This window comes from Actinomycetota bacterium, from assembly GCA_040754375.1.
In the GTDB taxonomy this organism is placed as follows: Bacteria; Actinomycetota; Acidimicrobiia; order Acidimicrobiales; family AC-14; genus JBFMCT01.
This window is the reverse complement of record JBFMCT010000002.1, coordinates 135,214-157,450: the sequence shown is the minus strand read 5'-3', so window position 1 is coordinate 157,450 and position 22,237 is coordinate 135,214. Positions and strand designations below refer to the sequence as shown.

At 71.8% G+C, this 22,237-nt stretch carries 24 protein-coding genes and 1 riboswitch; of the genes, 13 read left to right on the top strand and 11 right to left on the bottom strand.

The window, feature by feature from the left end:
• Window positions 1-2: 2 nt before the first annotated feature.
• On the bottom strand, window positions 3-926 hold the full coding sequence (ligD, locus tag AB1673_01845) for a non-homologous end-joining DNA ligase (GenBank protein ID MEW6152719.1): 924 nt from the start codon (window positions 924-926) through the stop codon (window positions 3-5).
• The gene (locus tag AB1673_01840) at window positions 923-1,714 is read right to left on the bottom strand and encodes a Ku protein (GenBank protein ID MEW6152718.1); all 792 of its coding nucleotides are present in this window, start codon (window positions 1,712-1,714) and stop codon (window positions 923-925) included. The genes ligD and AB1673_01840 overlap by 4 nt, the downstream gene beginning before the upstream one ends.
• Window positions 1,715-1,800: 86 nt before the next feature.
• On the opposite strand from AB1673_01840, the gene AB1673_01835 reads away from it, so the two are divergent.
• From AB1673_01835 to AB1673_01805, 7 genes are all read left to right on the top strand, one after another.
• Window positions 1,801-2,046, top strand: coding sequence for a DUF6458 family protein (locus tag AB1673_01835; protein ID MEW6152717.1), 246 nt, complete (start codon window positions 1,801-1,803; stop codon window positions 2,044-2,046).
• Window positions 2,047-2,484: 438 nt separating this feature from the next.
• The gene (locus tag AB1673_01830; GenBank protein ID MEW6152716.1) at window positions 2,485-3,420 is read left to right on the top strand and encodes an ABC transporter substrate-binding protein; all 936 of its coding nucleotides are present in this window, start codon (window positions 2,485-2,487) and stop codon (window positions 3,418-3,420) included.
• Window positions 3,417-4,223 (top strand): ABC transporter ATP-binding protein, encoded by an 807-nt coding sequence (locus tag AB1673_01825; protein MEW6152715.1) that lies wholly within the window; start codon window positions 3,417-3,419, stop codon window positions 4,221-4,223. The genes AB1673_01830 and AB1673_01825 overlap by 4 nt, the downstream gene beginning before the upstream one ends.
• Window positions 4,213-5,124, top strand: coding sequence for an ABC transporter permease (locus tag AB1673_01820; protein MEW6152714.1), 912 nt, complete (start codon window positions 4,213-4,215; stop codon window positions 5,122-5,124). The genes AB1673_01825 and AB1673_01820 overlap by 11 nt, the downstream gene beginning before the upstream one ends.
• A gap of 59 nt (window positions 5,125-5,183) precedes the next feature.
• On the top strand, window positions 5,184-5,642 hold the full coding sequence (locus AB1673_01815; protein ID MEW6152713.1) for an Rrf2 family transcriptional regulator: 459 nt from the start codon (window positions 5,184-5,186) through the stop codon (window positions 5,640-5,642).
• A 155-nt stretch (window positions 5,643-5,797) separates the two neighbouring features.
• A complete protein-coding gene (locus AB1673_01810; protein MEW6152712.1) occupies window positions 5,798-6,121 on the top strand; it encodes a type II toxin-antitoxin system RelE/ParE family toxin in 324 nt (107 codons plus the stop codon).
• Complete coding sequence (locus AB1673_01805) at window positions 6,118-6,453, top strand: helix-turn-helix transcriptional regulator (protein ID MEW6152711.1); 336 nt, start codon at window positions 6,118-6,120, stop codon at window positions 6,451-6,453. Before AB1673_01810 ends, AB1673_01805 begins: the two co-directional genes overlap by 4 nt.
• 806 nt (window positions 6,454-7,259) lie before the next feature.
• Here the strand turns inward: AB1673_01805 and AB1673_01800 are convergent.
• The 6 genes from AB1673_01800 to hemE form a co-directional block, all read right to left on the bottom strand.
• Window positions 7,260-7,526: a hypothetical protein gene (locus AB1673_01800; GenBank protein ID MEW6152710.1), complete on the bottom strand. Its 267-nt coding sequence runs from the start codon at window positions 7,524-7,526 to the stop codon at window positions 7,260-7,262.
• 154 nt (window positions 7,527-7,680) lie between these two features.
• On the bottom strand, window positions 7,681-8,691 hold the full coding sequence (locus AB1673_01795; protein ID MEW6152709.1) for a hypothetical protein: 1,011 nt from the start codon (window positions 8,689-8,691) through the stop codon (window positions 7,681-7,683).
• 127 nt (window positions 8,692-8,818) lie between these two features.
• Entirely contained in the window at window positions 8,819-10,204 is a 1,386-nt protein-coding gene (locus AB1673_01790) for an aldehyde dehydrogenase family protein (protein MEW6152708.1), read from the bottom strand.
• A 192-nt stretch (window positions 10,205-10,396) separates the two neighbouring features.
• Entirely contained in the window at window positions 10,397-11,803 is a 1,407-nt protein-coding gene (hemG, locus tag AB1673_01785; GenBank protein MEW6152707.1) for a protoporphyrinogen oxidase, read from the bottom strand.
• Window positions 11,790-12,707, bottom strand: coding sequence for a ferrochelatase (gene hemH / locus AB1673_01780; protein ID MEW6152706.1), 918 nt, complete (start codon window positions 12,705-12,707; stop codon window positions 11,790-11,792). Before hemH ends, hemG begins: the two co-directional genes overlap by 14 nt.
• Window positions 12,697-13,716, bottom strand: coding sequence for a uroporphyrinogen decarboxylase (gene hemE, locus AB1673_01775; protein MEW6152705.1), 1,020 nt, complete (start codon window positions 13,714-13,716; stop codon window positions 12,697-12,699). Before hemE ends, hemH begins: the two co-directional genes overlap by 11 nt.
• 127 nt (window positions 13,717-13,843) lie before the next feature.
• Window positions 13,844-13,930, top strand: a riboswitch (TPP riboswitch).
• Between the two features lie 4 nt (window positions 13,931-13,934).
• Between hemE and thiC the strand changes: the two genes are divergently transcribed.
• Both thiC and AB1673_01765 read left to right on the top strand, forming a co-directional pair.
• A complete protein-coding gene (thiC, locus tag AB1673_01770; protein ID MEW6152704.1) occupies window positions 13,935-15,626 on the top strand; it encodes a phosphomethylpyrimidine synthase ThiC in 1,692 nt (563 codons plus the stop codon).
• A gap of 71 nt (window positions 15,627-15,697) precedes the next feature.
• Complete coding sequence (locus AB1673_01765) at window positions 15,698-16,051, top strand: hypothetical protein (GenBank protein MEW6152703.1); 354 nt, start codon at window positions 15,698-15,700, stop codon at window positions 16,049-16,051.
• Here AB1673_01765 and AB1673_01760 read toward each other — a convergent pair.
• The gene (locus AB1673_01760; protein ID MEW6152702.1) at window positions 16,032-16,598 is read right to left on the bottom strand and encodes a hypothetical protein; all 567 of its coding nucleotides are present in this window, start codon (window positions 16,596-16,598) and stop codon (window positions 16,032-16,034) included. The genes AB1673_01765 and AB1673_01760 overlap by 20 nt on opposite strands.
• 140 nt (window positions 16,599-16,738) lie before the next feature.
• Between AB1673_01760 and AB1673_01755 the strand changes: the two genes are divergently transcribed.
• Both AB1673_01755 and AB1673_01750 read left to right on the top strand, forming a co-directional pair.
• Window positions 16,739-17,617: an MBL fold metallo-hydrolase gene (locus AB1673_01755; protein MEW6152701.1), complete on the top strand. Its 879-nt coding sequence runs from the start codon at window positions 16,739-16,741 to the stop codon at window positions 17,615-17,617.
• A 75-nt stretch (window positions 17,618-17,692) separates the two neighbouring features.
• Window positions 17,693-18,538, top strand: coding sequence for a neutral zinc metallopeptidase (locus AB1673_01750; protein ID MEW6152700.1), 846 nt, complete (start codon window positions 17,693-17,695; stop codon window positions 18,536-18,538).
• Between the two features lie 9 nt (window positions 18,539-18,547).
• On the opposite strand, the gene AB1673_01745 is transcribed toward AB1673_01750, so the two are convergent.
• Window positions 18,548-19,282 carry an endonuclease/exonuclease/phosphatase family protein gene (locus AB1673_01745; GenBank protein MEW6152699.1) on the bottom strand — a complete coding sequence of 245 codons (735 nt, stop codon included), beginning with the start codon at window positions 19,280-19,282 and terminating at the stop codon, window positions 18,548-18,550.
• Window positions 19,283-19,596: 314 nt separating this feature from the next.
• On the opposite strand from AB1673_01745, the gene AB1673_01740 reads away from it, so the two are divergent.
• Window positions 19,597-20,046 carry an SRPBCC family protein gene (locus AB1673_01740; protein ID MEW6152698.1) on the top strand — a complete coding sequence of 150 codons (450 nt, stop codon included), beginning with the start codon at window positions 19,597-19,599 and terminating at the stop codon, window positions 20,044-20,046.
• A 108-nt stretch (window positions 20,047-20,154) separates the two neighbouring features.
• Entirely contained in the window at window positions 20,155-20,922 is a 768-nt protein-coding gene (locus tag AB1673_01735) for a L,D-transpeptidase (protein ID MEW6152697.1), read from the top strand.
• Here the strand turns inward: AB1673_01735 and murA are convergent.
• Window positions 20,912-22,237, bottom strand: coding sequence for a UDP-N-acetylglucosamine 1-carboxyvinyltransferase (gene murA / locus AB1673_01730; GenBank protein MEW6152696.1), 1,326 nt, complete (start codon window positions 22,235-22,237; stop codon window positions 20,912-20,914). The genes AB1673_01735 and murA overlap by 11 nt on opposite strands.

Genomic DNA, 22,237 nt, shown 5'->3' with positions numbered 1-22,237 from the left:
GGTCAGGACAGGTCGGGCAGGGACTGTTCCAGCTCGGCCACCGGGGCGAACAGGTCGCCTGCCCGCTCGGCCCGGGCGAGCACCTCGGGGGCCTCGAACGAGAGGTCCTCGGGGTCGCCCGAGGCGGCGCCGTTCTCGACCTCGTCCCACGTGACCGGGGTGGAGACCGTCGGGCGGGGCCGGGCGCGCAGCGAGTACACGCACACCGTGGTCTTGGAGTCGTCGTTCTGGCTCCAGTCGATGAACACCTTGCCGGTGCGCTTGTCCTTGTTCATCACCGACAGGACGAGCTCGGGATGGCGTTCTTCGAGCAGCTTGGCCAAGGCGTGGGCGAACGGCTTGGTCTGGCCGTAGGTGACCGGCGTGTTCAGGGGCACGTAGACCTGCAGGCCCTTGGAGCCCGACGTCTTGGGGAAAGCGGCCAGGCCCAGGCCGTCGAGCACCTCCCGCAGCCGCAGGGCCACGCGTGAGCACTCCACGATGGTGGCCGGGGGGCCGGGGTCGAGGTCGAACACGACCATCGACGGGCGCTGGACGTCGTCCGCGTGCGAGAGCGACGTGTGCAGTTCGAGCGAGGCCAGGTTGGCCACCCACACCAGGGTGGGCAGGTCGTCGGCCAGGCAGTAGTTCACGTCCGCCTTGTTGCGGCTGCTCCACACCGCGACCGTGCCGACCCAGGGAGGGCGGTGCTTGGGGCAGTTCTTCTCGTAGAAGAACTGGCCGTCCACCCCGTTGGGATAGCGCTTGAGGGTCAGAGCCCGCTGGCGCAGGTGGGGCAGCAGGACGCCCGAGATCCTCGTGTAGTAGTCGATCACCTGGCCCTTGGTGAACCCCGAGCCCGGGTAGAGCACCTTGTCGAGGTTGGACAGCTTGAGCTGGCGGCCCTCGATCTCCACGTCGACGCCCGCGGCCGGCGCCGGCGTCACGAGCTCTTGCGTTCCTGCTTGACGGCCGCCAGGCTGGCCTCGAGGGCGGCCATCAGGTCGACGACCTTGGCCGGCTCCTGGGTGGCTTCCTCGACCACGATCTCCTGGCCCGAGGCCTTCTGCTCGATGAGATCGAGCACCCGTTCGCGGTACTCGTCGCGGTACTTCGACGGGTCGAAGTCGGTCGTCAGCGAGTCGATGAGCTGGCGAGCCATCTTCTCCTCCCGTTCGCTGACCTCGATCTCGTCCCCGGGCACGTCGAGGTCGTCGGTGGGCACGATCTCGTCGGGGTAGAGCATGGTCTCGATGACCAGCACGTCGCCCTTGGCACGGATGGCGGCCAGGTACTGCTTGGTGCGCAGCACGACCCGGGCGATGCCGACCTTGTTGGTCTCGGTCATGGCCGCCCGCAGCAGGGCGTAGGCCTTGGCCCCGCCCTTGTCGGGGACCAGGTAGTAAGGCCGCTCGTAGTAGACGGGGTCGATCTGGTCGAGGTCGACGAAGTCCTCGATGTCGATCGTCTTAGTGGCCTTGGGGTCGAGGGCGTCGAGCTCCTCGGGCGTGACCGTCACGTAGGTGTCGGGCCGCAGCTCGTAACCCTTGACGATGTCGTCGTAGGAGACCTCCTCCCCGGTGGCCGACGAGACCCGCTTCTGGCGGACCCGCGAGTTGCTCCGGGCGTCGATCTGGTGGAACCGAACGTCCTTGGGCGACACCGCGCTGAACAGCTTCACCGGCACGTTCACCAGCCCGAAGCTGATCGCACCGCTCCATATGGGTCGAGGCACGCCCGCCATTCTCGCGCCACCGCCAGGAGTGGCGGCGCACGGCCGTGGGTAGAAGAGGTCCGACTTCAGACAGGAGGGTTACTGAGATGGGTATCGGAGTAAGTGTCTTCCTCATCGCCCTGGGCGCCATCCTCGCCTTCGCCGTGAACGCCGCCGTCTCGGGCGTCGACTTGGCCGCCATCGGGTTCATCCTCATGATCGTGGGTGCCATCGGGCTCGTCGTGGCCCTCATAGGCCTCAACGGCTTCGGCCGCGGGGGCACGGTCGTCGAGGACGAGTACGGCGAGCCTGCTCCCCGGCGGGTGGTCCGCCGCCGCAGCTACATCGACTGACCACCTCGCCGTCGCCACCTCGCCGCAGGCCCGGCTCCCCACGCCGGGCCTGCGGCGCGTCCGGGCCCGAATCTCGTGGGGGCGCGGAACAATCCGGGCCGGGCCGTGGTTCTATGTAAGTGCTCCGGGTGTCCGCCCACCCGGGGCGCCCGAGGTGGTTGAGGCGCCAGTCGCCTTCCCGCCAGGCCTGGCGCCTCCCACCCACGCCGCCTCGGGGTCGCGGTCCTGCGGCCCTGGTGGCTCGGGCACGGCTGGCCCCGAATTTCCGACACAACAACTTGACAATAGCCTCCGCCTCCGGACTATTCTCAACAAATGCGATTGACAAAGGAGAGTTTCGCCGCCCCGTTCCGGAGGTCGCTGGCACTGGTTGCCATCGTGGCCGTGGCGGCGACAGGTTGCGGTCAGGGGGCGGGGGGCGGTCAGGGAGGCGGGCCGGTGCCGGTGCGGCTGGGTTACTTCCCCAACGTGACCCATGCCACCGCCCTGGTCGGGGTCACAAGCGGGACGTTCGCCGAGTCCCTCGGCCCCCACGCCCTCCAGACCCGCACGTTCAACGCCGGTCCGCTGGCCGTCGAGGCCCTGTTCTCGGGGGCGGTCGACGCCGTGTACATCGGGCCCAACCCGGCGATCAACGCCTACGTGCAGTCGCGGGGCGAGGCGGTACGGATCGTGGCCGGCGCCACCTCGGGCGGAGCTGCCCTGGTGGTGAGGCCCTCGGTCACCTCGGCCGCCGACCTGGTGGGCAAGACCCTCGCCGCCCCTCAGCGGGGCAACACCCAGGACGTCGCCCTCCGCCACTGGCTCGCTCAGAACGGGCTGCGCACCGACCTGCAAGGAGGGGGTGACGTGTCGGTCTTGGCTCAGGAGAACGCCCAGACCCTGGAGACCTTCCGGACAGGGCGTATCGACGGGGCCTGGGTGCCCGAGCCGTGGGCCACCCGGCTGGTGCTGGAGGCGGGTGCCAAGGTGCTGGTGGACGAGCGCGACCTCTGGCCCGGCGGGCGGTTCGTCACGACGCACCTGGTAGTGCGCACCAGGTTCTTGCAGACCCAACCCGACGCCGTACGGCGGCTGCTCGAAGGCCATGTTCGGACCACCGAACTGGTCAACCGCGAGCCCGAGCGAGCCCGTTCGCTCGTCAGCCAGGCGATCGCCACCATCACCGGCGGAGGGTTGCCGGAGCCGGTCCTGGCCGCCGCCTGGGGCAACCTCGAGTTCACCAACGACCCGGTCGCCGCCTCGCTGGCCGAGTCGGCCCGCCACGCCCGGTCGCTGGGCTTCATAGAGAACGACGACCTTTCCGGCATCTACGACCTGAGCCTCCTCAACCAGGTGCTGCGGGCTGCCAACCAGCCAGAGGTACGGACATGACGGTGGTGTCGGGCGCCCCGTCCCTCGCCGGCAGGGGCGGCTCGGCCGGGGCGGGATCGGCGGGGGCGGCGATATCGCTGCGGGGGGTGTCCAAGGCGTTCGGCCGCGGCGAAGCGGCGGTGGTGGCCCTTGACCGCATCGAGCTCGAGGTCGGGCGGGGTGAGTTCGTATGCCTGGTCGGGGCTTCCGGGTGCGGCAAGTCGACCAGCCTCAACCTGATCGCCGGCCTCGAACCTCAGACCGTGGGCGAGGTACACGTCGAAGGGAGAACGGCGTTCCTCTTCCAGGAAGCGGCCCTGTTCCCGTGGCTGACCGTGCTCGACAACGTGGCCCTGCCCCTTCGCCTGGCCGGCCAGGGCCGGCGGGAGCGTCACCAGCGGGCCGACGAACTGCTGGCGATGGTCCACCTGGAGGGCCAGGGCCGGCGCCGGCCCCACGAGCTGTCAGGCGGCATGCGCCAGCGGGCGGCCTTGGCCCGAGCCCTGGCCCAGGACGCCGAGGTCCTGCTGATGGACGAGCCGTTCGGCGCCCTCGACGCCATGACCCGTGACCTGCTCCACGACGAACTGGAGCGCCTGTGGTCGGCGACCGGGCTGACTGTCGTGTTCGTGACGCACAACGTGCGGGAGGCAGCCCGCCTGTCCGACCGGATCGTGCTTCTCACCAGCCTGCCGGGCCGGGTGGCTGAGATCTTCCCGGTCGCCATTCCCCGGCCCCGGCGCATCGACTCGCCTGAGGTCTCGGCCCTGGCCGCCACCGTCACCGACCGCCTGCGAGAGGAGGTGCGCCGCCATGGGCGTTGACGCCGCTGGCAAGTCCGCCGGCGAGGCCGCGGTCGACGCCCCCGGCCGAGACGACGAACTGGCCGCCTCGCTGGCAGGTCTCGACTCCCTGGAAGCCGTCATCGCCGCCCGGCCGGGAGGGGGACGGCGGCTGTGGACGGCGACCTGGCCCAAGGTGGCGGCGGTGGTCCTCGCCCTCGGGCTGTGGCAGGCGGTGGTGTGGACAGGCTGGCGCGACGACTTCGTGCTGCCCGGCCCCGACCAGGTGCTTCCGGCGCTCCTGTCCATGGTCGCGACCGGCGAGTTCTGGACGGCGGTCGGTGTCACCCTGCGCCGGGCGCTGGCAGGCTTCGCGGTGGCGCTGGCGGTCGGGACGGTGGTGGGCCTGGCTGTCTCGCAGGTGAAGGTGCTGCGCTCGGCGGTCGGGTCGTTGATCACCGGGCTGCAGACGATGCCGTCCATCGCCTGGTTCCCTCTGGCCATCCTGCTGTTCGGCCTGACCGAGCAGGCGATCCTGTTCGTCGTCGTGCTGGGAGCCGCCCCGTCGATCGCCAACGGCCTCATCGGCGGCGTCGACCACGTCCCTCCGCTGCTGGTAAGGGCGGGCCGGATGGTGGGGGCGCGGGGGGCCGCCTTGTACCGCCATGTCGTCGTGCCCGCCGCCCTGCCGGCTTACGTGGCCGGGCTCAAGCAAGGTTGGGCATTCGCCTGGCGCAGCCTGATGGCCGGCGAACTGCTGGTGATCATCGCCAACCGGCCCTCGATCGGCGACCAGTTGGCGTTCGCCCGGGAGTTCGCCCGGGCCGACGACCTGCTCGCCCTGATGATCGTGGTGCTGGTCATCGGGATCGTGGTCGACACTGCGTTCGGCCGGGCCGACACGGTCATCCGCCGCCGCCGGGGCCTGGCCGAGCCGACCTGACCCACCCTTCGGGCGGGAGCGGGGGCGGGAGCCTGGCCGAAGGCTGGCAGAATCGGGCCATGCGTGTGTCCGCCAAGGTCGACTACGCGGTACGGGCACTGGCCGAGCTTGCGGCCGCCGCCGGAAAGGGGCCGGTCAAAGGCGAGGCCATCGCCGCTGCCCAGGACATCCCCCTCAACTTCACCGAGAACATCCTCAGCGACCTGCGCCGGGCCGGCATCGTGGCCAGCCAGCGGGGCGCGGTGGGGGGCTACTGGCTGGCGGTCGGGGCCCAGACCGTTACCGTGGCCGACGTCATCCGCTACGTGGAGGGCCCGCTGGCCGACGTCCGGGGCGAGCCCCCAGAGGACACTGCGTACCGTGGCGCGGCCACCTCGCTGGGTGACGTGTGGATCGCGGCCCGAGCCGCCCTGCGTTCCGTACTGGAGGACGTCACCATCGCCGACATCGCCGCCGGCCGTCTCCCGCCGGGCGTGACCCACCTCGCCCACGACCCCGACGCCCGCTCCCGCCGCTGAACGGCCCGGAGTCCGGCGGCCCGGAGTCCGCGCTTGGCTTCGGGAGCTCCTTCAGGAGTGAAGATCCCCGGAGGCCCCCGAGCCCGCCCTAGACCACGTCGGCTCCTGCATGATCGCTCACACGAGATGATCGCAGAAACACTATGATGCTAAGTGTGGTCAAGGTCGAGCTTCACGACGAGCTCGTTGACTGGATGGACACGCTCGATGATGACGAATGGGATCGGGTTGTCGTAGTGATTGATCGGTTGGCTGCCCTGGGGTCGTCTGCGCGGATGCCGTTGTCGAGGAGTCTCGGCGACGGTCTGTTCGAGTTGCGCTTCACACTCGGTCCGACCGCTCGCCGGATTACCTACCGGTTCACCAAGGGCGGGCGGGTGGTACTGCTCACCACCTTCCGCAAGCAACGCAACAACGAACGCGCCGAGATTGCCAGGGCACGTACGGCCGCCGAGGCCTGCGCCAGAAGGAATCCGTGAAGGAGAAGACCGTGGCCAACTACTCCCGTTGGGACGACACGAAGAGGAAGCGTCGAGAGCCGACCGCCGAGACGCGGGCGGGCGTCGAGCAGGACCTGGCGTTGGGCCAGCTCATCTACGACCTGCGCACCGAAGCTGGGTTCAGCCAGCGTGAGCTCGCCGAGCGGATGGGAACATCACAATCCGTCATCTCCCGCCTCGAAGAGGGTGGCGGGGCGCGCAACCGCATTGACACCCTCGCCCGAGTCGCTAGAGCGCTCGGGCGGCATCTCGTCGTGTCGTTCCCCGAGAAGGTCCCGGCTGGCCTCAAGGACGCCGTGCAGGTGGCCTGACGCGCGGCGGTGGATGTGTTGCCTGCGTGGCTTCGCCAGAGGCCGGGGGGTCTGTCGGGCGGCAGGGTCGGCGAGGAGGACGGCGAGCGTTGTGCAGTCGTCGGAGCAGCTGCCAGGGTCGAACCCGGTGATCGACCAGTCATCCGGGGCGCGCGGCGGCCGGGGCGGGCTCGGCTTGCAAAGCCCGTTGGCAGTACTGCGCGATCGTGTGAGCACCGACCGCTGCCCGTTCGTCCCGCGGCAGAGCCGCGCAGGCTTGGACGATGGAGGGCATTGGTACGGCCGTTCCAGAGCGGAAGGCCCGATGTGCGCCGTCCTGAACTGGGCCGAACCTTGGCGGCGGAACGCACCACGACCGCCCTAGCTGGCGGATGGCGAAGGGGCCGAAGGACCACCGATGCGATTGGTGATGCGGCTGAAGGCCGTTCGCTGTTCAGGAGGTAGCCTCCTCACCGTGCGGCGGTTGACCACGGCAGTTCTGGCCGCAGGTTTGCTGTTCTCGTGCAGCAACGGCGCAGATCGAGGTCTCAACGCGGCCCCAACGTCGATGGCACCGCCGACCGGCAGCTCGCTGGAGTCAGCGAGCGTGCCCGACAGCCTCCGTGCGCACCGTGGGAACTTGACGCTCGCTTCGGTCGGGGTGTCGTTCGGACAAGAAGCGCCCTGCGTCCGGTGAGCTAGCGCCAGCTGGTGATCGTCAACCCACCGGCTCCATTCAGGGCGCTTTGGCTACCCGCTCAGGGGCGGTTCGGTCGAGAGCGACCAGTAGAAATGTGGTTCGTAGTAGCCGGACGAGGCCCAGTAGGTCAATACTCCCCATAGACGGCCCTCCTTCGGAACGACGACTTCCGCCTTGTGCATCGTGCCATCGCCCGCCTGCGCGACGAACGTACGCGGCCAGCAGCCAGACGCAGCGGGAGCGACACGAACGTGTGCTGGTTCTCGACATGGAAATCTCGCGCGAGGACCCGATGTCCGTCGATTGTCACCGAGATCGCCACGCTCGGGATCTCGCGGGTCTGGTTGCTCACCTCAAGAACGAAGTTGGCGCGGTCCGCCTCGACGACCGCCACCGGAGCCAGGCTTTCTCCCTGACCCGAACCACACGCCACTAGGGCCAGCAGGACAACGCTTAGCGTCGCTGATGAAACTGTCCCTGGCCGCTCGCCAACCACCGCACGCATGGGATCCATCTTGCCTCCACGCTGCTCACCTCGCCTACGGTGATCAACCTGGCTTCGTCGGCGTTCCCCCGAAGCACGCGGCGATCTCCTCGTCCCAGGTCACCTCGCTGGCGATCACATCGGTCCGGAGCCCCTTGATCGAGGGCTGGCGGAGGGTGCCGCCCTCGGTCACCTCCGTGTAGGCGATCTCGACGACCAGCATTGGCCGTACGTAGTGCAGCTTGAGCGGTGGCTTGTTCACGAACGGCGCCTCGGGGACCGCTATCTGGCCAAAGAGCTTCTGGAGCTGGCGGATCATCTGCTCGTTGAGCCCCGACCCCGCCTGACCGACATAGAACAGCCGCTGGGCCCGCTCGTCGGCGGTGTCGTAGCAGCCCAGCGCCAACGACCCGATGCTCTCCTGCCGACTACCCGAGCCGGTCGACCAGCCGCCGACCACGAACTCCCGCCGGCGGCCGCATTTCACCTTGGACCACGCCGGCGACCGCTTGCCCGGTTGGTAGCTGGCGTCGAGCCGCTTGGCCATGAAACCTTCGAGGCCGGCCTGGCGGCACGCCTCCAGTAGCTCGTCCGGAGTGGCATCGAGAACGGGCGCCGTCTGCCAGTGGGGCCCTTTGAAGCCGAGGCCGTCCAGCACCCTTCGGCGCTCCCGTTGCGCACGATCCACGAGCAGCTCGCCGTCGAGCCAGAGCACATCGAAGGCCACGAAAGCGACGGGCGTCTCGGCCACCAGCCGGCCGGATGGCTGCGCGACGTGCATGCGTCGCTGGAGCCGCTGGAAGCTGGAGACTCCCGTGTCGCTGAACGCCACCACCTCGCCGTCCAGTACAGCGGCGTGCGGGGCGAGGGCCTCGGCCATCCCGGCCAGCTCGGGGTAGTGGCTGGTGATCTCGCCACCCCGCCGGTTGGTGAGCACGAGCCCGCCCGGGCCGACCAGGGCGACGACTCTTTGCCCATCCAGCTTCGGCTCGAACTGGTACACGGCCGGGTTCGACGGCACCCCGTTGCCGCCCGTCAGCATCGGCAACAGCCGGGGCGGGACGACCTCGCTCATCCACCCCACCTTGCCTCAAGCGCCAGCCCTCATGGCGCCATGGACCGGGATGAAGGGCCAGGTGGGGATCGCCCAGCTCCGTGTACCGCTGGTCGGCGGTTAGCCCCGTCAGCCGTTCCTCACCAAGTCACGGGCCGAGGACGATGAGGCGTTCGTCGGTCATCTCGCGGGCGGCCCAGAGGGGGCCTTCTTTGGTGTTGCCGCTGGAGCGGACGCCGCCGTAGGGCATCTGGTCGGCCCGCCAGGTGGGGACTTCGTTGACGAGGACGGTGCCGAAGTTGAGGCGGCGGGCGGCGGCCAGGGCCACGGGCAGGCTGGCCGTGAAGATGCCGGCCTGGAGGCCGTAGCGGGTGTCGTCGGCCAGGCGCAGGGCCTCGTCGATGTCGTCGTAAGCGGCGACGGCCACCACCGGGCCGAAGACCTCGTCACGGCAAACCCGCATGTCGGGGGTCACGTCGGCCAGCACCGTCGGGCGCAGCAGGCCGTCGACCACGTCGCCGCCGGTCACCACCGTGGCCCCGCCGGCCACGGCCTCGTCGACCCAGGCCTTCACCCGGTCGCGGTCACCGGTGGTGATCAGCGCCGACACGTCGGTGGCTTCGTCCATCGGGTCGCCCACCACGAGGGCCGCCACCAGCTCGCCCAGCAGGTCGCAGAACGGGCCGGCGACCGACCGGTGCACGTAGACCCGCTGGGTCGACACGCACGACTGGCCGGCGTGGGCGAAACCGGCGACCGAGATCGTGCGGGCTGCCCGCTGCCAGTCGCCGTCGGCCTCGATCACGACGGGCGAGTTGTTGCCGAGCTCGAGGGCGACCTTCTTGCGCCCGGCCCGGGCCCGGAGGTCCCACCCCACCTCGCCCGACCCGGTGAAGGTCAGGTAGGCGACCCCGGGGTGCTCCACCAGGGCCGAGCCCACCGTGGCCCCCGATCCCGTGACCACCGCCAAGTGGCCGTCGGGCAGGCCGGCCTCGGCCAGCAAGTCGGCCAGGGCCAGGGCTGTGAGGGGGGTCTGCGACGCCGGCTTGAGCACCACCGGGCAACCGGCGGCGATGGCCGGGGCCAGCTTGTGGGCCACCAGGTTGAGGGGGAAGTTGAACGGGGTGATGGCCCCCACCACACCGATCGGCAACCGCAGGGTGAACGCCAGCCGCCCCTGGCCGATCTCGGCGGCGTCGATCGGCACCATGTCCCCGGTCAGCGTGCGGGCCGCGCTGACCCCGGCCGTGAAGGTCGTCACCGCCCGGCGAGCCTCCACCCGGGCCGTCTTGAGGGGCTTGGCCGACTCGGCCGCGATGGTCCGGGCCAGCGCCTCGGAACGGCCGGGGTCGGCCAACAGGCGCGCCGCCCGCTCCAGTACCTCGGCCCGTTCCCACGGCGGTAGGGGGCAGCCGTCGAGTGCCGCCTGAGCGGCGCTCACGGCCCGGTCGACGTCACCGGGGCCGTGGGCCGCCACCTCCCCGACTACCTGCCCGTCGAACGGGCTGCGTACGAGGACCGTCGCGCTGCTCATCGCCCCGAGCGTAGGAGCTGGTGTGTTCGCGCTCGGCGCGGCGGGGCAGACGAAGGCTGGTTGACGGCACTGATGACCTAGCGCGGCGTCAGGTGCCCAATGCTGCCCTCGGTGCCCCGGCCCTTGCACATGCCGGCCAGATCGCCACATCCGACCGGGGCCGGAACGGCCGACATCCGGTCGATCGAGGCCTCAGCCGCCGGCCAGCGACAAGGCCGCCTGGCGGGCCTGCTGGATGCACGCGGCGATCCCTACCCCCCGGTAGGCGGCCCCGGCCACCGTGACCCCGGGGGCGTCGGCCGCCAGGGCAGACTCGATCCGGGCCACCCTCGCCTGATGGCCGACGTCGTACTGGGGGAACGCCCGGGGCCAGCGGGTCAAGAAGTGGGACCGGGGCGCGGACCGCAGCCCCATGGCCTCGACCAGCTCGGCGTGTACCCGGTCGACCAGTTCGGCGTCGTCGAGCTCCATGGCCCGGTCGTCGCCGGCACGCCCGGCCGAGGCCCGCAGCAGGACCAACCCCGGGCGGCCCTCGGCCAGATGGGGCCACTTCGAGGTGAGCCACGTACACGCCGTGATGAGGCGCCCGTCGACCCGGGGCACGAGGAACCCGCTGCCGTCGAGGGGCCCGGAGGCCAGCGCGTCCTCGCCGTAGGCCAGGGTGACGGTGACGACCGACGCGTAGGTGATGGCGGCCAGTTCGCCGGCGGCGTCCGCCGAGCGGGGCTCGATCAGCGGGGCGGCCGCGAAGGCGGGCACCGTGAGGACGACCGGCCCCCGGCCCAGGTCGTCGAGGGACCGGACGGGCGCGCCGAGGCGTAGCTCGGGCCCCCCCAGCCGTTCCACCAGCCGCTCGACCAGCCGCTCGATTCCACCCCGCAGCCCGAGGAACAGCGGCCCGCCAGGTGTGCCGTAGCCCTCGGGCCCGGCCCGGGCCGCCGGGGTGGGAGTGGGCGGGGGCAGCGACCCGCGCAGGGCACGCATGAGGCTCCCGCCGTGGGCGGCCGGGCCGGCCACCTGGGGGGCGACCGCGGCCAGGCTGAGCCGGTCGGCCCGACCGGCGTGGATGCCTCCGATCAGCGGGTCGACCAGCCGGTCGACGACCTCCCGGCCCAGCCGCCCCCCCACCACGTCCGCCACCGACCGATCAGCCCCCGCCACCCCGCCGGCCGCGGGCCCGCTGGTCGGCAGGACGAGGTCGAGGGCGGCGCGGGCCAGCCCGGCCGGGGACACGATGCCGGAACGGGCCAGGGGGTCGAGGCGAGCGGGGACGCCGAGCACCGTGCCCTCGGGGATGGGGCGCAGGCGGCCACGCGTCCATATGTAGGCCCGGCCGGTGGCGGGGGCCACCAGTTCGTCCTCCAGGCCCAGGGCGCGGCACAACTCGACGGCCCACGGCACCCGGGCCAGGAACGTGTCGGGGCCGGCCTCCACGGCCACCCCGTCGAGCGAACCGGTGCGCAACTTGCCACCGAGGCGGTCCGACGCGTCCCACACCGTGACGGCCAGACCCGGGGCGTACTGGCGCAGGTACCAGGCCGTGGCCAGCCCGGTGATCCCCCCGCCGACGATCGAGACGTGGCCCTCAGGCGTCGGCACGCCGGCGCACCACCTCGGCCAGGGTCGCGGCCAGCACCGGGTGGTCGTTGGGCATGGGGGTGCGGGTGAACGCCAGCCCCAGGTCGGCGGCCAGCCGGGCGGCTTCGACGTCGAGGTCGTAGAGCACCTCGAGGTGGTCGGAAACGAACCCGGCAGGGCACACCACCACCCCCCGGCTCGCGACGCCGGCCACCGACGGCACGGCCCGGGCGCGCAGCACGTCGAGGATGTCGGGGCCGATCCACGGCTCGGGTGTGCGCCCTGCGCTCTGCCAGCCCACCGACCACGAGGACAGGCCGGCCCGGACGGCCACCGCGTCGGCCGTCTGGCGCAACTGCTCGGGATAGGGGTCGCCCTCGGCCAGGATGCGTACCGGCAGGCTGTGGGCCGTGAACACCACCTCGACCTCGCCCAGGTCGACGGGCAGGCCGGCCAGGGCCCCGGCCAGCAGGTCGAGGTAACCGGGCTCGCGGAACCACGAGTCGACCATTGCGAAGCGCAGGCCCTTGAGCGAGACCGCCCGTCGGGCCCGTTCGGCGTACTCACCCACCGACAGGCGGGAGAAGTGGGGAGCGAGGACCAGCCCGACCACCCGGTCCACCCGGGCGGCGGCCAGGGCGGTGGCCCCGTCCTCGACGAACGGCGGTGCGTGCTTCATGCCCAGTTCGACGACGAACCCCGGGCCCAGCTCGGCGGCCAGGGCGGCGGCCTGCGCCCGGGTGCGCTCGAGCAGGGGCGACGTGCCGCCGATGGCCTCGTAGCGGCGCTGGAGGTCGGCGAGCTGCTCGGCCGTCGGGGGGCGGCCCCGGCGCACGTGGGTGTAGTAGGCCTCGACGTCGGCGGGGGTGGCCGGCGTGCCGTAGGCCATCAGCAGGACGCCTACGGGCGGGCCGTCAATCCCCATGGACCAGCTCGACCACCCGGGCCAGCACGTCGGGGTTGGTGTCGGGCAGGACGCCCCACCCGAGGTTGAACACGTGACCAGGACGGCCGCCGTTGCGGGCGAGCACGTCGGCCACCCCCTCGGCCACCGCCTCGGGCCCGGCCAGCAGGCGGACGGGGTCGAGGTTGCCCTGCACGGCCCGGGCCGGTCCCAGGCGGTGGCGGGCCTCGTCGAGCGGCACCCGCCAGTCGACGCCCACCACGTCCGCCCCCGCCTGGGCCATCAGCTCGAGGAGCTGGCCGGTGCCGACCCCGAAGTGGACACGGGGGACGGCCAGGTCAGCCAGCCCCTCGAACAGCCGGCGGCTGGCGGGCAGCACGTAGCGGGCGTAGTCGGCAGGGGCGAGCTGGCCGGCCCACGAGTCGAAAACCTGCACGGCCGCTGCCCCCGCGCCCACCTGGGCCCGCAGCGACGCCACCGCCAGGTCGGCCAGGGCGCCGGTGAGGGCGGCCCAGGTCTCCGGGTCGCCGAACATCAGGGACTTGGTGCGGGCGTGGGTCTTCGACGGCCCGCCCTCGATCAGGTAGCTGGCCAGGGTGAACGGCCCACCCGCGAACCCGATGAGGGGCACGTCGAGCTCTTTGACCAGCAGGCGGACGGTCTCGGCCACATACGGCACGTCGGCCTCGGGTTGGAGGGGCCGTAGCCGGGCCAGGTCGGCCGCCGCGCGGAACGGCTCGGCCACCACCGGGCCGGTCCCCGCCTCCAGGGCGATGTCGAGACCGATCCCGACCAGCGGCACGATGATGTCGGAGAACAAGATGGCGGCGTCGACCCCCAGCCGCCGCACCGGCTGCATGGTGACCTCGGCCGCCAGTTCGGGCGACCGCACGATGTCGAGCATCCCGTAGCGTTCCCTGATGGCCCGGTACTCGGGCAGGCACCGCCCCGCCTGGCGCATGAACCACACCGGCGTGCGCTCGACCGGCTCACCCCGGCAGGCGGCGAGGAACGGCGGCGTCGGCGGCACGAGGCGAGGCTACCTGCGGCCCGCCGCCCTCCGGCACCGCCCACTCTCGGTATATTTCTTGCCGCTCAGCGGCAAGAATCCTACAAGGACGGGCGGCGGCCTCGGGCCGCTACGCTCGGGGGTGAGACACGGGAGCCCGGACGGACCGGGCTGAGAGGGCGCCTCTGCCGGCGCCGACCGTCTGAACCTGTCCGGGTAATGCCGGCGAAGGGAGAACCATGCGGCGCAAGGTCTACGCCGAGGGAGTGCCGTTCACCGAGGTGTCGCTGACCGACGGGTCGGCAGTGCGGCTGTACGACACCAGTGGGCCGGCGGGGCCTGACCACGACCCCGCCGCGGGCCTGCCCGCCCTGCGCCGGCCGTGGGTCGAGGGCCGGGGCGACGTGGAGGCCTACGAGGGTCGCCGCCCCACGGTGCGCGACGACGGCCGGGCCGCCGCCCGCCGGGCCAACGGCAACGGCGCGGGCGGGGCCGGGGCTACCGGGGCGGCGGGCGAGGCGCCCACGGTCTTGCGGGCCCGGGCCGGCCGCACGGTCACCCAGCTCCACTACGCCCGCCGCGGGGTGATCACCGAGGAGATGGCGTTCGTGGCCCGGCGGGAGGGGCTCGACCCCGAGTTCGTCCGTGACGAGGTGGCCCGGGGGCGGGCCATCATCCCGTCCAACGTCAACCACCCCGAGTCCGAGCCCATGGCCATCGGGCGCAACTTCCTGGTCAAGATCAACGCCAACATCGGCAACTCGTCGGTCTCGTCGTCGATCGCCGACGAGGTCGACAAACTGCGGTGGGCCACCCGCTGGGGTGCCGACACGGTGATGGACCTGTCGACCGGGGCCGACATCCACACGACCCGGGAATGGGTCATCCGCAACTCGCCGGTGCCCATCGGCACGGTCCCGATCTACCAGGCGTTGGAGAAGGTCGACGGCCAGCCCGCCGAGCTGACCTGGGAGATGTACCGCGACACGATCGTCGAGCAGTGCGAGCAGGGCGTCGACTACTTCACGGTGCACGCCGGGGTACGCCTGGCCTACGTGCCCATGACGGCCAAGCGCATGACCGGGATCGTCAGCCGGGGCGGTTCGATCATGGCCGCCTGGTGCCTGGCCCATCACCAGGAGAACTTCCTCTACACCCACTTCGAGGAGCTGTGCGAGATCATGGCGGCCTACGACGTGGCCTTCTCGCTGGGCGACGGCCTGCGGCCAGGCTCGATCTACGACGCCAACGACCAGGCCCAGTTGGCCGAGCTGGCCACCCTGGGCGAGCTGACCAAGGTGGCGTGGGGCCACGACGTGCAGGTGATGATCGAGGGCCCGGGCCACGTACCCATGCACAAGATCCGCGAGAACATGGAGCTCCAACTGGAGCTGTGCCACGAGGCGCCGTTCTACACCCTGGGCCCGCTGACGACCGACGTGGCCCCCGGCTACGACCACATCACCTCGGCCATCGGGGCGGCCATGATCGGCTGGTACGGCACGGCCATGCTCTGCTACGTGACGCCCAAGGAGCACCTCGGCCTGCCCGACCGCGACGACGTCAAGCAGGGCGTGATCGCCTACAAGATCGCGGCCCACGCCGCCGACCTGGCCAAGGGCCACCCCCGCGCCCAGGAGTGGGACGACGCCCTGTCCAAGGCCCGGTTCGAGTTCCGGTGGGAGGACCAGTTCGACCTCGCCCTCGACCCCGACACCGCCCGCTCGTTCCACGACCAGACCCTGCCCGCGGCCCCGGCCAAGCAGGCCCACTTCTGCTCGATGTGCGGGCCCAAGTTCTGCTCCATGCGCATCAGCCAGGACGTGCGCGACTACGCCGCCGCCCACGGCGTCGGGGAGGAGCAGGCCATCGAGCTGGGCATGAAGGAGAAGGCGGCCGAGTTCCGGGCCACCGGGGCCGTGGCTCCCTGACACCGGCCCCCAGCGGCGGCCTGCTCCGGCGGGGGTCGTCGCCCCGTTCCCGCCTGGCCCTGGCCGTGCTCATGGCGGCCGCCGGCGCCCTGCACTTCGCCGCCCCTCGGCCCTACGAGCAGATCGTGCCCCGGCCCCTGGCCGGCCAGGCAGAACTGGCCGTGGCCGCGTCGGGCATGGTCGAGATGACGGCCGCCGTGCTGCTGGCCGTCCCGCGCACCCGCCGGGCGGGAGCGTGGCTCACCTTCGCCGTCCTGCTGGCAGTGTGGCCGGCCAACTTCCAGATGGCCCTCGACGGCGGCCTGCCGGGCGGCGGCCCGGTGACCGGCTCGCCGGCCGTGGCCTGGCTGCGGGTGCCCCTCCAGGTCCCCCTGCTGCTGTGGGCCTGGCGCCACACCGGGCCGGTCAGCAGGTCGGGCCGCTGAACTGGGCGGTGACGCTGGGCAGCCACTGGCCCCCCTGGCTGGTCAGCACCCGCCAGTAGTAGATCGCCCCCGCCTGGGTCTCGCGCAAGTCGTAGCTGCCACGATTGGCCGCCAGGGTCTGGGTGGTGGTGGCGTTGGCCGGGTCGAGCCTGTCGGGCCGGACCGAGATCACGATCGACTGCTCCCCGCTGCCCGACGGGGCCCAGGACAGGCGCACCAGGGGCTGGCCCGAGTCACACGACGGGAAGGCGGAAAGGTCGGTGGCCACCGGCCCGCCCGTGCCCGGCACAGTCGGGTCGGGGGCGGTGGGGATGGGCAGGGACGTGGGGGTTGTGGCCCGGGTGGTCGTGGGGCCGGGCTCAGCGGTGGTCGTGGTCACGCCCTGGCCGTCGGTGGTCGTAGGACCGGTACCGGGGACCGAAGTCGTGCCCCCGGGCCCGGCGGTGGTCGTCGGCCCGCCCGTGAAGTCGGCGAAGTTGCCGTCGCTGCACGCCGCCCCGGCCAGGACGAGAACGAGCGCTGCCAACCCCACCCCGATCGCTCTCACCGGTCAACCGTAGCCCGAGGCCGGGCGCCGACCCCGCCCAACCGGTGTGCGGAACGCGCCAGTCCCGGCCCGTTGGGTACACCGGCACGGCGGCTCGACCGGTTACGGGCACGGGGCACGCCTGCCCTAGCCTCGGGCCGATGGCCGTCGAGGTGGCACCCGGTGTGTTCCAGATCGACACCCTGCTGGGGGGCTGGGAACGGGTGACGGCCGGCTACCTGGTCATGGGCCCTCCCCCTGTCCTGGTGGAGACGGGCAGCCAGAGCTCGGTCCCGACCGTCCTGGCCGCCCTCGACGAGCTGGGGGTGGGGCCGACCGACCTCGGCGCCATCGTCGTGACCCACATCCACCTCGACCACGCCGGCGGCGTAGGCGACGTAGCTGCGGCTTTCCCGGGGGCGTCGGTCCACGTGCACCCCCTGGGGGCCCGGCACCTGGCCGACCCCTCCCGGCTGGTCAGCTCGGCCGGTCGGGTGTACGGCGACCTGCTCGACTCGCTGTACGGACGGCTGGCCCCCACCCCGGCCGAGCGCATCCAGGCCCTGGGGGACGGCGAGCGGGTGGGAACGCTCACCGCCGTCCACTCCCCGGGCCACGCCAAGCACCACCTGGCCCTGCACGACGAGGCCAGCGGACTGCTGTTCGCAGGCGACGCCGTGGGTGTACGCCTGCCCGACGTGGGCGTGTTGCGGCCGGCCACGCCGCCCCCCGACTTCGACCTCGAACTGGCGCTGGCCTCGCTGGGCCGCTTCGCCCAGCGGCGCCCGCACGCGCTGGCCCTGGCCCACTTCGGCGTCGTCCCGGGCCGGCCCCAGGACCTCTTGGACGAGGCCGAGGGCTCGTTGCGGCAGTGGGCCGAGGTGGCGGAACGGGCCTGGCAGGCCGGGGCCGATGTCGACGCCGCCCTGATGGACGCCTTCGGCGCGTCCCACGCCCGGGTCGAGGTTCTCAACGGGGTTCACTCCAACGCTGCCGGCCTGCGCCGCTGGCTCGACCAGAGGGCGGCCTCCGAGACCTGACCTGAGCGCCGACCGGGCAGCCGGCCGCAGGGCGGCAGCACTCCGTCGGGCGCACTTGGCTACCCTCGTTGCCCCATGCGGTTCCGCAGCGGTGCCCGCCTCGACACGTCCCAGGTGTCGGACCGGCGCGGCATGGGCGCGGGCCCGCTGGCCATCGGGGGCGGCGGGGTCGTGGGCCTCATCTTCCTGGTCGTCAACCTCCTGACCGGGGGCGGCGGGGGCGACCTGTCCAACCTGCAACTGGGCCAGCCCGGGACCGACCTGTCGGCCGAGTGCCGCACGGGCGACGACGCCAACCAGCGCGACGACTGCCGGATCGTGGCCGTGATCAACAGCGTGCAGGCCTTCTGGGAGGCGACCCTGCCCGGCTACCGCCGGTCGACGACCGTGTTCTTCGAAGGCCAGGTGAACACCGGCTGCGGCACGGCCACCTCGGCCGTCGGGCCCTTCTACTGCCCGGCCGACGAGAGGGCCTACATCGACCTCGGCTTCTACCAGGTCCTACGGGAGCGGTTCGGGGCCAGGGGCGGGCCCTTCGCCGAGGCCTACGTGATCGCCCACGAGTACGGCCACCACGTCCAGCACATCCGGGGCGTGCTGGAGCGAGCCCGCAGCCGGGCCACCGGCCCCGAGAGCGAGGGCGTCAGGGTCGAGCTCCAGGCCGACTGCCTGGCCGGCATGTGGGCACGGGGGGCCGTCGGCACCGGCTTCATCGAAGAGCTCACCGAAGCCGACATCCGCGACGGGCTGGACGCGGCCGCGGCCGTGGGCGACGACCGCATCCAAGAACGCGTCCAGGGCCAGGTCGACCCCGAGTCGTGGACCCACGGTTCGGCGGCCCAGCGCCAGAGCTGGTTCCTCGCCGGCTACCGCACCAGCGACATCGCCGCCTGCGACACGTTTTCCGTCGCCAACCCGTAGGGCCCGGGACTACCGGCGGGGACTACCGGCGGGGCGCAGGCGGGCCATGACGGGCCAGTGGTCCGACGGGAGGCGGCCTCGGGGCCGGTCGTGGACTATGGAGCCCTCCAGCACCTCGTGGTCGCCGGACACCAGGATGTGGTCGATGCGAGCCCCGTCGAGGCGGCCGGTGAAGGCGTGGGCCGTGGCCGCGCCCGGGCCCCGGGCGGGTAGGTGCCCGAGGGCGTCGGCCAAGCCGGCCTCGAGGAGGTGGACGACGCTGGCCTCCCCGACCGGCGCATTGAGGTCGCCCATGACGACACAAGGGCCCGGTGCCTCGGCCAACCAGCCGACCACGGCCGCCGCGCTGGCCGCCCTCCGCTGAGCCGAGCGGTGGTCGAAGTGGGTGTTGACTACCGTCAGCTCGCAACCGTCCTCGAGGTCGACCAAGCGGGCGACGGTCGCCATCCGGCCCTGGCGATCGGCGTCGAACCAGCGGGCTTCGGCGCCGGCGACCTTGAAGCGGTCTGCCCTGAACAGCACCGGGCACTGCTCGCCGCCCCAGCGTCGGCGGGCCCGGCCCGGGCTGACGAACCCGTAGCCAGGCAGGCGCCTAGCGAGGTAGCGCATCTGCACGGGCCGTACTTCCTGGAGGCCGGCCACGTCGGGCACCAGCCCGGCGATGGCGCCAACGGTCGACCGGCGGCGCAACCACCACAGGTCCCACCCGTCGAGGCCCAGCGCAGTGCGGACGTTGAACGTCATCACGACCAGTTCACGAACCCGCCCCGTCGACTGCGCCGTCCCGGGCACTTCCGGTAGTCGCTCCCGTCCCGATCCTTCGCCCACGGGCCCCGCACAGTAGCGGGCACCCCTTGTTACGTCAGGAGCAAGACCAGGATGATTATCAGTATCAGTGTGCCGATGCCTATGTACACGGGTTCCTCCCGTCTCTGGTATGGCCCACTGGTTCCCTGTGGCGGGGGCCGACAAACGTGGCCCGGGAGGCGTAGCCAGCGCCGTCGGGGGTAGGTACGACGGGACAGAACAAGGCACCGAACGACGGAGGAGATCCTCTCATGGCCACCGTGGAAAAGACCATCGAAGTCAACAAGCCGGTGAGGACGGTCTACAACCAGTGGACCCAGTTCGAGGAGTTCCCCCGGTTCATGGAGGGCGTCGAGAGCGTCACCCAGATCGACGACTCCCACCTGCGCTGGAAGGCATCGATCGGCGGGGCACACCGCGAGTGGGACGCCGAGATCGTCCACCAGGAGCCCGACCGGCGCATCGCCTGGCGCAGCCTGAGCGGCGCGGCCAATGCCGGTGACGTCACCTTCCAGCCCGCGGGCGCGGGGGCCACGGCCATCACCCTGCGGCTCGACTTCGAGCCCGACGGGCCGGTCGAGAAGGCCGGTCAGGCTTTGGGCGTCGTGTCCAAGCGGGTCGAGGGCGACCTGGAGCGCTTCCGCGACTTCATCGAAGGCCGCGTGGCCGAGACCGGAGCCTGGCGGGGCCAGGTCCCGTAGCGGCCCGCCGGTTACCCCGGCGCAGCGGTTCTGACCGGTTGCCCCCCGTTCACCGGGGGGCAACCGGTCGCGTCGGAGCAACCAGCCGACGCCACTACCCTCGCGACCATGCGAAGAGCCACGACGGCCCTCGTGATGGTCCTGGTACTCGCGGCCTGCGGTGGCGGGGACGGGGGCCAGCAAAGCGCCGGGGTAGCCGACCCGACGACCGCCGTGCCCGCCCCCGAGACGACCGCTTCTCCGGCACCCACCACCACGGTCGCCTCCCACCCCATCTACCGGGTGGCCACCGCCGAAGTGGCCCGGGTCAATGTCTACGACGAGATGGGCGCCACCACCCCCACTGGCTCGTTCGCCCACCCCAACCCCACCTATGGGTCCCCCCGGGTGTTCCTGGTCAAACAGGAGAGAGGGGACTGGCTGGAGGTCTACCTGCCGGCCCGGCCCAACGGCAGCACGGGCTGGATCAACAAAGGCGACGTGAGCCTGGCCGAGCACACCTACCGGATCCTGGTGGAGCTGAGCCAGTTCCGGCTGACGCTGTTCGACAAGGACCAGATGGTCCTGCAGGAGCCGGTGGCGGTGGGGACCTCGGCCACCCCGAGCGCCACCGGGTTCTTCTACACGACCGAGCTGATCGCCGTTTACCCCGACGAGCAGTATGCCTACGGCCCCTACGCCTACGGCCTGTCGGCCTACTCCGAGGTGCTCTACAGCTTCGGCGGGGGCGACGGCCAGATGGGTATCCACGGCACCGGCGACCCGGCCAGTATCGGGCGCAACGTCAGCAACGGCTGCATCCGCATGACCAACGAGGCCATCACCCGCCTGCGGGAGATGCTGCCGATCGGGGTACCGGTCGAGATCAGGGCCTGACCGGGGTGATGGTCAACCCCAGCGAGGTGAACTTCTCCAGCGGGTGGTCGTAGCCCCGCTCGAGGTGGTGGACACCGTGGAGGGTGGAGGGGCCGTCGGCCACCGAGGCGGCGATCACATGGGCGAAGGCGGCCCGGATGTCGGGCATCTCGATCTCGGCCCCCCGGAGCGCGGCCACGCCTCGCACCAGCGCCGAGTGCAGGAAGCCGGTCTCCTCGAAGCGACAGGCGTTGCCCACCAGGCACTGGTCGAACAGCTCCACCTCGGCGTTCATGGCCCGAAGGGCGTCGACATAACCCAGCCGGTCCTCGAAGACCGTCTCGTGGATGACCGACAGCCCCTTGGCCTGGGTGCACAACACCACCAGCCCGGGCTGCCAGTCGGTCATGAAGCCGGGATGAGGGTCGGTGTGGACGGCGGCCGGACGCAGGCCCGCGGCCCCGACCTCGGCGGCGATGCCGTCGTCGTCGATGGCGAACTCGGCGCCCATGCGCTGCAGGGTCGATATGGCCGTGACCAGGCGGTCCTGGGCGCAGCCCCGGATCCGGACCCGCCCGCCGGTGGCCAGGCCTGCGACCAGGTAGGAGAACGCCTCGATGCGATCGCCGCCGATGCGCTGGCGGGCACCAGTGAGGTGGGGGACCCCCTCGATCACGAACAGGCGGTCGGGCTGGAGCTCGATGCGGGCGCCCATGCGCTGGAGGAACAGGGCGAGCTCGACGATCTCGGGCTCGACGGCCGCGTTCTCCAAGGTGGTGCGGCCCTCGGCCCGGGCGGCCGTGAGCAGCACGGTCTCGGTCGCGCCCACGCTCGGGAAGGGCAGGCGGATGTGGGCGCCGTGCAGCTTGGACGCCTTGGCGTGCAGGCCTTCGTCGGTGAACTCGATCTCGGCCCCGAGCTGGCGCAGGGCGTCGGCGTGGTAGTCGACGGGCCGCGACCCGATGCGGTCGCCGGACTCGCCCAGGGGGATGAACGCCTCTCCGGCCCGGTGGAGCAGTGGCCCGGTGAGCAGGATCGGGATGCGGTTGAGCCGGGAGGCCGGCAAGCGGCAATCGAGCACCCGGTGGGCGTCGATGGTGATGACGTGGGCCTGGTCGTCGATGTCGACGTCGGCCCCGAGGGCCCGCAGCAACGAAGCCGTGATGTCGACGTCGCCCAGGTGAGGGGCGTTGCCCACCACCCCCGGTTCGTCGGACAGCAGCGACGCCACCATGAGCTTGGTGACGACGTTCTTCGAGCCGCTGATGGACACGTCGCCCCGGAGCGGGCCACCGGGCTCGATCCGCCACGTGGGGATCCCCGAGTCGGCCGGCAC

What these genes read in the sequence shown, in the direction of transcription:
- AB1673_01835 (MEW6152717.1), top strand. Translation starts at nt 1,801, where the DNA reads ATGGGTATCGGAGTAAGTGTCTTCCTCATCGCCCTGGGCGCCATCCTC.
- AB1673_01825 (MEW6152715.1), top strand. Translation starts at nt 3,417, where the DNA reads ATGACGGTGGTGTCGGGCGCCCCGTCCCTCGCCGGCAGGGGCGGCTCG.
- AB1673_01820 (MEW6152714.1), top strand. Translation starts at nt 4,213, where the DNA reads ATGGGCGTTGACGCCGCTGGCAAGTCCGCCGGCGAGGCCGCGGTCGAC.
- AB1673_01815 (MEW6152713.1), top strand. Translation starts at nt 5,184, where the DNA reads ATGCGTGTGTCCGCCAAGGTCGACTACGCGGTACGGGCACTGGCCGAG.
- AB1673_01795 (MEW6152709.1), bottom strand. Translation starts at nt 8,691, where the DNA reads ATGAGCGAGGTCGTCCCGCCCCGGCTGTTGCCGATGCTGACGGGCGGC.
- AB1673_01790 (MEW6152708.1), bottom strand. Translation starts at nt 10,204, where the DNA reads ATGAGCAGCGCGACGGTCCTCGTACGCAGCCCGTTCGACGGGCAGGTA.
- hemH (MEW6152706.1), bottom strand. Translation starts at nt 12,707, where the DNA reads ATGGGGATTGACGGCCCGCCCGTAGGCGTCCTGCTGATGGCCTACGGC.
- thiC (MEW6152704.1), top strand. Translation starts at nt 13,935, where the DNA reads ATGCGGCGCAAGGTCTACGCCGAGGGAGTGCCGTTCACCGAGGTGTCG.
- AB1673_01765 (MEW6152703.1), top strand. Translation starts at nt 15,698, where the DNA reads ATGGCGGCCGCCGGCGCCCTGCACTTCGCCGCCCCTCGGCCCTACGAG.
- AB1673_01755 (MEW6152701.1), top strand. Translation starts at nt 16,739, where the DNA reads ATGGCCGTCGAGGTGGCACCCGGTGTGTTCCAGATCGACACCCTGCTG.
- AB1673_01750 (MEW6152700.1), top strand. Translation starts at nt 17,693, where the DNA reads ATGCGGTTCCGCAGCGGTGCCCGCCTCGACACGTCCCAGGTGTCGGAC.
- AB1673_01745 (MEW6152699.1), bottom strand. Translation starts at nt 19,282, where the DNA reads ATGACGTTCAACGTCCGCACTGCGCTGGGCCTCGACGGGTGGGACCTG.
- AB1673_01740 (MEW6152698.1), top strand. Translation starts at nt 19,597, where the DNA reads ATGGCCACCGTGGAAAAGACCATCGAAGTCAACAAGCCGGTGAGGACG.
- AB1673_01735 (MEW6152697.1), top strand. Translation starts at nt 20,155, where the DNA reads ATGCGAAGAGCCACGACGGCCCTCGTGATGGTCCTGGTACTCGCGGCC.